The 12,225-nt window shown below is 69.2% G+C and carries 4 protein-coding genes; 1 reads left to right on the top strand and 3 read right to left on the bottom strand.

The features are described from left to right. Positions 1 to 20: 20 nt before the first annotated feature. Positions 21 to 3,539 (bottom strand): non-ribosomal peptide synthetase, encoded by a 3,519-nt coding sequence (locus BN2156_RS02140; protein WP_407661589.1) that lies wholly within the window; start codon positions 3,537 to 3,539, stop codon positions 21 to 23. 112 nt (positions 3,540 to 3,651) lie between these two features. Between BN2156_RS02140 and BN2156_RS02135 the strand changes: the two genes are divergently transcribed. Continuing rightward, positions 3,652 to 5,301 carry a (2,3-dihydroxybenzoyl)adenylate synthase gene (locus BN2156_RS02135; protein WP_090509754.1) on the top strand — a complete coding sequence of 550 codons (1,650 nt, stop codon included), beginning with the start codon at positions 3,652 to 3,654 and terminating at the stop codon, positions 5,299 to 5,301. Between the two features lie 29 nt (positions 5,302 to 5,330). Here BN2156_RS02135 and BN2156_RS02130 read toward each other — a convergent pair whose 3' ends face one another. Further along, complete coding sequence (locus BN2156_RS02130; RefSeq protein ID WP_090509751.1) at positions 5,331 to 10,487, bottom strand: type I polyketide synthase; 5,157 nt, start codon at positions 10,485 to 10,487, stop codon at positions 5,331 to 5,333. Positions 10,488 to 10,719: 232 nt separating this feature from the next. After that, positions 10,720 to 12,111 (bottom strand): salicylate synthase, encoded by a 1,392-nt coding sequence (locus BN2156_RS02125; RefSeq protein WP_090509748.1) that lies wholly within the window; start codon positions 12,109 to 12,111, stop codon positions 10,720 to 10,722. Positions 12,112 to 12,225: the final 114 nt, after the last annotated feature.

Genomic DNA, 12,225 nt, shown 5'->3' with positions numbered 1-12,225 from the left:
TAACTGAAGTAACTCTAACCTTAGTTGCCGAACGCCGGTTCTGGGGACGTGCGTGCCAACTCGGAGGCCACATCGGCGTTGTCCATGCCCGTGACCTCGAGATACAGCTCCGAAACCAGCTGCAAACGGTCCGAGCCCGCTTCCCGGCCGGTCAGCAACGCGGCCATCTTCGCGACCGTCCGGGCCGCGAAGACATCGGCGACCATGACCGTCGAGGTGTCCAGCCAGTCTCGGATCCGCGCCACCAACTGGGTGCCCAGTACCGAGTCCCCGCCGAGGGCGAAGAAATCGTCGTCGACCCCGACGCCGGACTGCCGCAGAACGTCGCCGACGATCGCGCACAGCGCGGTTTCCAGCGGGCCGGAGGGCGCCCGGTGGCTGCTGCCCTCGGGGGCGCCTACCGCGGCCAGCATTCGGACCACCGCCGTGCGGTCGGTCTTGCCCCTGGCGTAGGGGATCTCGTCGGCGACCAGAAGCACCTGCGGGATCATGTGCGCGGGCACCAGCTCGGCCATGACCTGAGCCACCGCCTCCGCATCGATGCCGGCCTGATCCGCCCGCACCACCGCCCCCAGCAGGTCGTGGCCGCCCTCGACCGGCACCAGCACCGCTACCGCCGCGTCCACGCCCGGAACCCGGCACAGCGCACCCTCGACCTCACCCAGCTCGATGCGGAAGCCACTCACCTTGATCCGGTGATCGGCCCGGCCGACGAATTCCAGCGTGCCGTCGGGCCACGAGCGCACCAGGTCCCCGGTGCGGTACCAGCGCCGCCCGTCGTGTTCGACGAACCGTTCGGCGGTCAGGTCCGGACGCCCGCGATAGCCGCGGGCGATACCGCGACCGCCTACCCACAGCTCACCCGGAACCCAGTCCGGGCAGTCCTGCCCCCGGACGTCGACCACCCGGCAGCAGTTGTTGGGCAGCGGCACGCCGAACGGCACCGAGGTCCAGTGCGCAGGCAGGGCGTCGTCGCCGAAACCCACCTCGAAGATGGTGTTGTGCGTCGCGGTCTCGGTGGCTCCGCCCAGACCGGCGAAACGCATCTGTGGTGACGCGGCGCGTAGCGCGCGGACCAGCTCCGGTCGGACCCAGTCGCCGCCGGTGGGCACCACCCGCACCGAAGACAAAGGACCGCCACCTGCGCCGGATGCGCCGGATGCGCCGGCGACCAGCATCTCCAGCCAGCCGGTCAGGAAGTGCAGGACACTGACCTGATGTTCGGCGATCAGCCGGACCCAGGCATCGGGATCACGGCGCTGCTCCTCGTCGACGACGACCATCGAGCCACCCGAACGCAGCGTCCCGTAGACATCGATCACCGACAGATCGCACTCCAGGTGCGACAACGCCAGGCAACGATCGGCCGGGCCGATGTCGAAATGGTCGTTGATGAATTCGATGGTGTTCATCGCCGCGTCGTGGGTGATCTCCACCCCCTTGGGCTCGCCCGTGGAACCCGAGGTGAACAACACGTACGCCAGGTCTTCCGGGGTGACCGCGACCGGCTCGAAATGCTCTGGGTCGCCGATGATCTCGGCGTCACCCACGGTCAGGTGCGGCAACTCGGGATGATCTGGCCCCGAACCACAGATCAGGGCGAAATCCACCCCGCCGGTGTGCAGGATGCGCGCGGCCCGATCCGCGGGCTGGTCCACCCCGACCGGCAGGTACGCGGCGCCGACCATCGAGATGGCCAGCAGAGCGATGACCTGCTCGACGCTCTTGGGGCCCAGCACCGCGACCACCTCACCGCGACACACCCCGCGGGACTGCAGCGCGGCCGCCACGGCCAGCACCTTGTCCCGCAACTCGCCGTAGGTGAGGTCGCCGGCGCTGCAGAACACCGCAGGCGCGTCCGGCGTGGACTCGGCATTGGCAAGGAAACCGGTGTGCAGCACGTCGCCGCTGGGCGTGGAGGCCGACGCGTTCAGTTCCGCCCGCACCCGGCGCTGCTGTTCAGTGACCGCAGGCGGGTCCGGGGCATCCCAGGCCGCATCGTCGGTGGCCAGGCGACGTAGTTCGGCCAGGTGGTAGGCGAACATGGCCTCGGCCACGCCCGGACGGAACGCCTCGATCCGGACATCCCAGTTGATCATCAGGCCGTCGGCGATCGGCGTGGCCTGGGCGTCGATGAGCACCTGCGGCCCCTGCGAGATGGTCCACACCGGCGCCCCGAACTGGTCGGTGACATCGCCGGCGAACAGGTCTCCCAGCCCCAGCGCACTGGTGTAGACGATCGTGGCCAGCGTCTGGCTGCCGCGGTGGCGGCTCACGTCACGCAGCACATCCAGTCCGGACACCGAGGAATGCGCGGCGGTGGCGTGCAGCGTCTCCTGCACCACCCGGGCCCGGGCCGTGGCGGTATCGGCTCCGGCCAGGTCGATGTCCAGCAGCAGCGACGAGGTGAAGTCGCCGACCAGCTTGTCGACATCGGGGTGGTAGGGCTCCCGGCCGAACATCGGCAGGTTGAGCAGGAACCGTGACTGGGTGGACCAGTGCGCCAACGCATTGGCATAGGACGCCCCGACCGCCATCGCCGGGGTGATCCCGCGCCGCTGGGCCGCCGCGAACAATGCGTCGCGGGTCGGGACGTCGAGGACCTCCCACAGCCGGATGCTGCGGTGCGGGTTGCGCTGATCGGACAGCGGAACCAGTGGCAGCGCAGGCGGATCCGGCAGATCGGGCACCCGCTCGGCCCACCACTGCCGATCCTGCTCCGGCGGCGGTGGGACCGTCGCGGTCAGCTTGGCCCGGTATTCGCGGTAGGTGTAGCCCAGTGCAGGCAGGTCCACGCCGCGATAGAGCGCGGCCAGATCAGCCATGAAGTTGCGGTAACTCACCGCGTCCGCGCACTGCATGTCCATGTCGACGTGGAGGCGCGTGCCACCACCGGGCAGCAGGGACAAACTGATCTGCAGCACCTCGTCATGCAGCATCTGATGGGACTTGGCGTCCCTGGTGAGCTCCAACTGTGCTTGCGCCGCAGCCTCATCCAAGTCGCGGAGGTCATAGATGGTGACCGGCAACGGGCGGTCACCGATCCGCTGGGTGCCGTCCGGCAGGATCTCGACCCGCAGCATGGGGTGGCGCGCAGCCAGTTTCGCCGCCGCTGCCTGCAGCCGCTGCGGATCGACATCGGCGCCGTCGAATTCGACGTACAGGTGCGCGCCGACGCCACCGAGTTGCTGGTCGTTGTTGCGCCCGACCCAGAAGGCGTGCTGGATCGGCGCCAGCGGGAACGGCTCGCCCTCGTCACCACCGCCGGCGGTGTCGGCGACGGCCTCCTCGGCCGTGGCTTCCGGGGCATGCTCGGCCACCAGCTCGATCCAGGCGGCGACGGTGGGATTGGCTGCCAGGGCGGCGAATCCGACGTTGATGCCCTGCTTACGCCAGCGGCCGGACAGCGACATCATCCGGATCGAATCCAGCCCGGAGGCGATCAGGTCGGCGTGGGGGTCTACGTCGTCGGGGCTGATCCCCAGGAGTGCGGCGACCTCGTCGCGAACCGTCTGGGAACTCGTCGCAACCACGCTCACCACACCTCCGAATCATCCGCACCGAACTATTAGTGCAGGCTGCCCTAACTTGGTGGAGGTTACCCTATATTCGATCTGTCAACAGACCCACCTGACGGGAGCCACAACACCGATGACCACCGGTTTTGACCGTGAACAGGACGAACTGGCAAACGGATTCACCCCGTTCCCCGAGGACCGCGCCGAGGTGTACCGCGCGGCCGGGTACTGGCGGGGCAAAGCTCTGGACAGCATCCTGCGTGAGGCAGCCCACAACTGGCCGGACAAGGCGGCCGTCGTCGACGCCACCGGCAGTCATACCTTCGCCGAACTGGACGCGCTGGCCGACCGCATCGGCGCAGCACTCGCCGACCGCGGGATCGTTCCCGGCGACCGGGTCCTGGTGCAGTTGCCGAATTCCCGAGAGTTCGCAGTCGCCGTTTTCGGACTGCTGCGCGCCGGAGCCGTGCCGGTACTGTGCCTGCCCGGCCACCGGTCGGCCGAACTGGGCCACTTCGCCGAGGTGAGCGGCGCAGTCGGGCTGGTGATCCCCGACACCAACGCCGGATTCGACTACCGCGAGCTGGCCGCACAAATCGTCGCCGAGCACCCGCGGTTACGGCACGTCCTCGTCGACGGTGACCCGGGCACCTTCGAACCCTGGTCCGCGCTCAAAGATTTCGGCCACCCGGGCCCGCCCGACATCACCGTCGACACCACCGGACCCGCAGTATTGCTGGTGTCCGGTGGCACCACCGGCCTGCCCAAGCTCATCCCCCGCACCCATGACGACTATCTCTACAACGCCGCGGCGTGCGCACGGGCCTGCGAGATGGTGCACGACGACGTCTATCTGGCGGTGTTGCCCGCCGGGCACAACTTCCCGTTCGCCTGCCCCGGCCTGCTGGGCGCGATAACCGTCGGGGCGACAACCGTCTACACCGACGATCCCAGCCCCGAATCGGCCTTCGCGCTCATAAACACCCACCGCGTCACCGTGACCGGACTCGTCAATGCCCTGGCCAAGCTGTGGACCCAGGCCTGCGATTGGGAACCGGTACTGCCCACCTCACTGCGCGTGGTTCAGGTCGGCGGGTCGAGGATGTCACCAGAGGAGGCCCGTTTCATCCGCGAGGGGTTGAGCCCGGGCTTGCAGCAGATCTTCGGAATGGCCGAGGGGATGCTGAATTTCACCCGGCCCGGCGACCCGGTGGACGTGGTCGAACACACCCAGGGCCGGCCGATGTCGCCGCACGACGAGATGCGCGTGGTGGACGAGGACGGCCATGAGGTCGCCCCCGGACAAGAGGGTGAGCTGCTTGTTCGCGGGCCCTACACGCTCAACGGCTACTACCGGGCCGAGGAGGCCAATGCCCGGTCGTTCAGTCCCGACGGTTTCTTCCGCACGGGCGACCGGGTGCGGATCTTCGCCGATGGCCCGCGAGCCGGCTATGTCGAGGTGACAGGCCGGATCAAGGACGTCATCCACCGGGGCGGTGAGACGGTGTCGGCCACCGATCTCGAGGACCACCTGCTGACCCACCCGGCGGTCTACGCGGCCGCGGCCGTGGCGCTGCCCGACGAGTACCTGGGTGAAAAGATCTGCGCCGCCGTGGTTTTCAAGGGCGCGCCGGTCACCCTGGTCGAGCTCAACGAGTTCCTGGACCAACGCGGCGCATCGGCCCACGCCAGGCCTGATGTGCTGGTTCCGATGTCGACCCTGCCGTCCACCGCGGTAGGCAAGGTCGACAAGAAGAAGTTGATCACCACGATCACCGGGTGAGGTCTCGCCGCCTCGGCGCAGACCTCGGACTAACCGCCCGCCGGGACCTCGCACCCCGCCGCGGGAGCGAGTAGCTCGATGATCCGGGCGGTCACCGCCGCTGCCGTGGGGTGCTCCCACAGCAGTGTCGGCGGCAGCGCCAGGCCGGTCTGCTTTTCCAACTGCCGGCGCAGCCGCACGGTCATGATCGAGTCGACGCCCAGTTCCACGAGCGGAAGATCGACGTTCACATCGGACTCCGCGAGCCCCAATTGGCTTGCCACCGCGGTCAACACGTGAGCCGCCAGCTGATCGGGGTCGAACTCCCCCGCTGCCGGCTCCCCGACCTCGTCAGGCTCCTCCTCCGGGGCGATATCCGCCAGGATCGGCACCGCCGCCGCCGCGGGCAGGACCGGCAGCACCACGACATTGGCCGTGTCTTCGCGCATCGCCAGCTCCAGTGCCCGCATCGCGTCGTCAGCGCCGACCGTGCCCATGCCGAGCGCGTCGAGTTGGGCCGCCACGAACTCCGATGACGAGCCCATGCCCAGCCCCCGCCACGCCGTCCAGGCGACGGCAGTGGTGCGGTCTCCGAGATTGCGCCGGTACCGGGCCATCCCATCCAGGAATGCGTTGGCGCAGCCGTAGGCCCCTTGCCCCGGGAATCCAGCCAGGTAGCCGCACGAGGAGAACAGCACCATCCAGTCGAGCTGTTCGGGTGGGAACACCTCGTGCAGCACGAGGGTGCCGCGCACCTTCGGATGCATGGCGGCGGCGAACTCCTCGGATGCCGTATTCATCAGCAGTGCACCGGCTTCCACTCCGGCAGCGTGGATCACGCCGCGCACCGGCGGCAGCGGACGCAGCACCTCGCGCAGGGCGTCGGCCGATCCTGGCGCCCCGATGTCGACGGCCGCGACGGTCACCGACACGCCACGCTCTTCCAGCGCGGTGACCGCACGGACGGCCGCCGACCGCTCGTCATCCGCCCAGCCCGAGCGGTCGCCGAGGCCCGAACGTGACACCAGCACGAGACGGCGGGCTCCGAGGTCGGCCAGACGCTGGGCCATCCGCAGACCGAGAACGCCGGTGCCACCGGTGATCAGGTAGGTACCACCCGGCGCGCACTGCATGGGGGCGCTCTCCACCGCGGCTGCCGAAGCCGGATCCGACGCCGAGAGGCGGGCGGCCAGGGCAACCCCGTCGCGGACCACCAGAACGCCGTGTCCGGGCAGCGACCCCAGCGCGGCCAGCGGTAGGTGTCCGTCGGCGACGTCGACGACACCGCCCCACAGCTGCGGATGCTCGGCGGCCGCGACCCGGCCCAGTCCCCACAGCGGCGCGTGGGTCACGTCGGCGCCCTCGTGGACGCCGACGGTGAGTGCCCACAGCCGCGCCGACACTCCCAGGCGCTGCTGCAGGGTCAACGTCCGCGTCACCAGGTCCACGGCCGCCTCGGGTGAGTCATCGTCGCGCGGCAGCACCAGCACGACCGCAGCGTCACCGAGTTCCCTTGGCAGGGAGCCGAACTCGATGATCGACTCCAGTTCCGCAGGGTCTTCCACCGCGAGATAGGGCACCGCGGCCGTGGTCAGGTCGTCGACCGCGGCTTCCAGCCGGTCGACATCGCCACCGACCAGCACCACACCGCTCGGCATGCGCTCGTCGAGGGACACCACCGGATGCCAGGCCACCCTGTGCACGATGCGACGGACATCGGTCGCCGACGCTTCGCGCCCCGGATTCTCCAGTTCCTCGAAGACCATCCCGTCGATCGACAACAGCACCGATCCGGATTCATCGGTGATGGCCACGTCCGTGGTCGTGGTACCTGGCCGGCGCCGCACCGACAGCATCGCGGTTGCCGGAGGCACGGCATGCACGTGCACCCGCTCGATGCGGGCGGGCATCCGCAGCCGCGGCGAGCCATCGAAGCTCGTCGAGGCGGCCGAGGTCGCCGCATCCACCAGCGACGCCCAGCTGGTGGGCCGGGACCCATCGGCCTCAGAACTCACCCGAGCCAGCAACTCACCGTCGCCGCGGCGCAGATCCGTGATGTCCCAATCGAATCCCATGGCCGCTACCCCGAGCTCGGCGAGGGTGTCGATCACGTGCCGGGGCGCCAGTTGCTCGGTGCACCGCGCGCGGGCCCCATCGAGATCGACAGTAGCTGCCTTGGCACGGGCCGGATCCACCACCGCGCTGCTGTGCGTCAACCATCCGCCGTCCTGATCCCCGGCGGCATCTGCCAGCCGCGAGGCCAGGGTCAGCTCGCGGTCGGCCAGGACGACCTGCAGATCGCGGGCACGCGCGGGCGCCACCGGCGTGCGCAGGCGCACGTCTTTCAAGCCGGCGCCGTCACCGGCCGCGGTGAGGAAGGTGTTCAACAGCACTGCGGCAGGGATGATTTCGGTGCCCTTCACCGGATGGTCACCGGGATAGGGCCGGGTGTCGAAGTCCAACCGGGTCTGCCAGATGCGCGTCGCCACGGTTCCGGCCACGTCGGTGCGCCCGCCCAACAGCGTGTGACTGGTGGTGTCGTGTACCGCGCTCCCGCCGGGTGCCGCGGTGGGCACGCGCCAGAAATGCCGGTGCTGCCATTGCGTGACCGGCAGGTCGGCCCATGGATCAGCCTGGGCCACACCGTGTTCGACCTCGGCTCCGTGCGTGTACAGCGAGGCGATCGCGGTGGTGACGGCCGGGGACTCCGGCTCGTTGCGGCGGAGCAGTGGGACGACGGCATGGTCGTCCATGCCGAGGTGCAGCAGGGTTTCGACGATCGAGTGCGACACCACGGGATGGGCGGACACTTCGAGGAACAGCCGGTGTCCGTCTTCGGCCGCTGCCGTGACCGCCTCGGCGAACCGGACCTGCCCGCGCAGGTTGCGCACCCAGTAGTCGGCGTCTCTCGACGCGGTGGAGCGCGCATCGGTGAGCGCCGTGGTGTACAGCGGGACCACCGCATCGTGGGGCGGCTGCAGCCCGGCGACGTTGGCGGCCAGGGCCCCGGTCAGGTCGTCCATCGCGGGGCTGTGGAACGCCACGTCGGTGTTGACCCGGCGCACGACGATGCCCTGCCCGGACCAGGATTCGCAGACCGCCTCCACCGCTTCGGTGACGCCAGAGATGACGCACGAATCGGCCGAGGCGCTGATGGCGGCCACCACATCGGTGCGGCCGGTCAGTCGCTGGTCCGCCTCGGCGAACGGCAGCCGGACCAAAGCCATGGCGCCACAACCCATCACAGAGCGGAAGCCGCGGGCCCGGTAGCAGGCCACGGCGGCACCCTGGCGCAGTTCGAACACCCCGGAGACGACGCACGCCGCGACCTCACCGACCGAGTGCCCGATCACCGCGGCGGGCCGCACTCCCCGCTCACGCAGAACCGCCGCCAGTCCGACCTGCATCGCGAAGGTCAGCGCCTGGATCCGGTCGGTGCCGCCGAGCTCACCGGTACTCAGCGCCTCGCGGGCGGAGAAACCGAGCTCGGGCCCGAAGACCTCGTCGACCTCGTCGATTACGGCCGCGAAAGTTGGCTCGGCCGCCAGCAATTCACGACCCATTCCGGCCCAGTGCGAGCCGTGTCCGGAGAACACCCACACCGCGTCCCGCGCCTGCCCGCCGGGGACCTCGCCGGTGACCAGACCGGCGGCGGACTCACCACGCGACAGCGCGTCGAGTCCGGCGATCAGTTCATGCGGGTGCTGGGCGACGATCGCGGCCCGGACCGGTTCGTGGGTGCGCCGGGCCCACAGTGTGGCGGCCACCGGCGCCACCTGCTGGTGTCCGGCCCGCAGGTGATCGGCCAGTGCTTCGGCCTGGCGGGCCAGCCGCTGCGGGGAACGCGCCGAGAGCGGGACGATCATCTGGCCGGCGGCCTGTGGCGTGGTGTCCGGTTGTGGCGGAGCCTCTTCGAGCAGAATGTGCGCGATCGTGCCGCCGTAACCGTAGCTGCACACCGCCGCCTGGCGCGCAGTGTCGCCGCGTGTCCACGGTTCGACCTCGGTGGGCACCCGGAGGCCACTGGTGGCCCAATCCACCGCGCCGGTGAGCCGGCGCACTCCGGCGGTGGGCGGAATCGCCTCGTGGTGCAGCGCCAGGACGGTCTTGATCAATCCCATCACCCCGGCGCCGCCCTCGAGGTGGCCGATGTTGGGTTTGACCGAGCCGATGCGGCAGCGGTCATCGTCGTCCCGCCCCGCGCCGTACACCTCGGCAAGCGCCCCGACCTCGGTGGGATCGCCTGTGGGAGTTCCGGTTCCGTGCGCCTCGACGTAGCCGATGCGGGCCGGGTCGATGCCCGACATGGCGCAGGCGCGGCGGAACATGTCCGCCTGGGCAGCACCGTTGGGCGACATGATGCCCACCGTGCGCCCGTCCTGGGCGGTCGCACCGCCGCGCACCACCGCCAGGATGCGGTCACCGTCGCGTTCGGCGTCGGCGAGCCGCTTGAGCACGACGACGCCGGCACCCTCGCCGCGCCCGTAGCCGTCGGCCGCGGCATCGAACGTCTTGCAGCGGCCGTCGGGAGCGGTGGCGCCGGCCTCGTCGAGCACGCGGGTCAGGCCCGGACCGATCAACGCGCTGACGCCACCGGCAAGGGCCAGCGACGTTTCGCCGGCCCGCAGCATCTGGCAGGCCTGGTGCACCGCGACCAGCGATGCCGCGCACGCGGCGTCCAGCGCGACGCTCGGGCCGCGGAGATCGAGCAGGTGCGAGACCCGGTTGGCGATGCCGCACAGCGAGGTCCCGATGCCGGTCCAGGCGTCGATACCGGGCAGGTCTTCCATGATCAACTTGCCGTAGTCGTCGGAGTTGACGCCCATCAGCACAGCGGTATCGCTGCCGGCCAGCGTCCGCGGCGAGACCCCGGCGTGCTCCAACGCCTCCCAGCTGACCTCGAGCGCCAGCCGCTGCTGGGGATCCATCACCTCAGCCTCGCGCGGCGAGACGCCGAAGAACTCGGCATCGAATCCGGCCAGATCGTCGAGGAAGGTGCCGAGCCGGGTGATCTCGCGAAGCACGGCGGCATTGCGCGGATCGCGCCGCAGGTAGGGCTCCCAGCGCTCCTCGGGCACCTCGGAGATGTTGCTGCGCCCCTCCAACAGGAAGTTCCAGAAGTCCGACGGTGTCGCGACGTTGCCGGCGACGCGCAGACCCAGCCCGATGACGGCGATGGGCTCCGGAGTCGAAGTGTCGGGGCCCATGTCAGCAGGACCCCGGTCGCAGGTAAGTCTGGATAGGCTTGCCTAAATACGCTGCCGACATGCGGACAATAGTGGCACACGATCCGAGCAAGCAGGAGTTCTACCTCAGAACCCGCTGTGCATCTGCTGGGAGCCCAGCAGACGGCGATGACGTGCATGTTTCCCGGTCGACGCGGCTATTTGGGCCATCCGTTCGCCATCGCGCCGGGCAGGCGTCGACGTGTTAGCTCACTCACATGTCGGTCGGCGCAGCCCCCTCGATGAGGTACGGCGACAAGGTGCTCAGCTTCTCGCAGGTCTCCTCGAACTCACGGTCGGGCGTGGACTCGGCGATGATCCCGGCCCCGGCCCGCAGCCAGGTGTGCCCGTTGGCTTCATAGGCCGCCCGCAGTGCGAGCGCCGCGTCGAGGGACCCGTCGGCCGAGAACATCGCCACGGCACCGGAGTACAGACCGCGCGGCAGTTCGTCGTGCCGCAGGATTGCCTCGACCCCCTCGGCCTTGGGAATGCCCGACGCCGTCACCGCGGGGAACAATGCCTCCAGGGCGTCCATGCGGTCCATCGACGGGTCGAGGCGAGCCCCCACGGTGGACCCCAGGTGCTGCACACTTCCGCGCTCACGAATGGTCATGAAGTCAGTGACGGTCGCAGTACCGGGTTCGGCGACTTCGGCAATCTCCTTGAGCGAACTGCGCACTGAGATGGCATGTTCGACGATTTCCTTGGAGTTGGACTCGAGATCGTCTCGGGCCGCCCGATCGTGGGCCGCACCGCGGCCGAGCGCTCGGGTTCCGGCGAGCGGTTCGGTTACCACCAACCCGTCCTGGTGGACCGCCGCGACGAGTTCGGGGCTGTAGCCGAGCGCACGAAGTGAACCGACCCGCAACAGGAATGACCGCGCGGGGTTGTTGTGCCGGCGCCCCAGCCGGTAGGTCGACGGGAAGTCGAGCCGGAACGGCACGTCGAAGCGCCGCGACAGAATCACCTTCTGGTAGCGGCCCTCGTCGATCTCGTCGATCGCGGCCGCCACCCGATCGCGGTAGCCACTGCCGTCCTGCCGGATGTCGACGGCGCGGGGTTCGGCCGTGGGCGTGACGCCCTCGGCGATCAGGCGCCCCACGAGTTCGTGGTGGGCCGGAGGGCCGCCGAGCACGGTGACTCTTTCGGCCGTGACCTCGATCTGCGTCAGCGGACTGAAGATCCGCGCCAGCGGTGTCTTCGGAGCCAAACGATGCTCGAGACCGAACTTGTACGCACCGAATTCGAATGCGACCCAGCCGAATGCGGTATCGGCATGGGTTTCGGAGTCGGCAAGCATCAAATCCACCGCTTCGCCGAGCACGGCACCCGGCCGACCGGTCCATGGCCGGCGGGCGGCTACGGTTCCGTCGCGGGTGAGCCGCAGTTCATCGCTGTCCAATTCGACACCGCACTGCGCTCCAGAAGCCAGGATCCACCGGTTTCCCCGCTCGTAGACCACGTAATCACTGCCGTCGTCGGACAGCGCGCGAGCCAGCTCGGCGGCCAAATCGGCTGGGCCGGTCGCGTTGTCACCGGCCGGCAGCTCGAACGAGGCGAGCGCGGCCGAAGCATTGCAGTCGGCTTGGTCGTTCTTTGTGAGCATTCGGCAAAGAGTAGACCGATGACTTGCATTGCACAGACCTACGTATTTGCCACGTAATTACCACGGAATCAACATGTTCCACACGGCGCGCACACATGCAGACACAGCGGACTC

Source organism: Mycolicibacterium neworleansense (genome assembly GCF_001245615.1).
GTDB lineage: Bacteria > Actinomycetota > Actinomycetes > Mycobacteriales > Mycobacteriaceae > Mycobacterium > Mycobacterium neworleansense.
Note: the sequence above shows the minus strand (reverse complement) of the source record. Positions and strands in the feature narration are given on the sequence as shown.

Excerpts from the sequence above, each read along its gene's own strand:
- BN2156_RS02135 (WP_090509754.1), top strand. The coding sequence starts at position 3,652 with ATGACCACCGGTTTTGACCGTGAACAGGACGAACTGGCAAACGGATTC.
- BN2156_RS02130 (WP_090509751.1), bottom strand. The coding sequence starts at position 10,487 with ATGGGCCCCGACACTTCGACTCCGGAGCCCATCGCCGTCATCGGGCTG.
- BN2156_RS02125 (WP_090509748.1), bottom strand. The coding sequence starts at position 12,111 with ATGCTCACAAAGAACGACCAAGCCGACTGCAATGCTTCGGCCGCGCTC.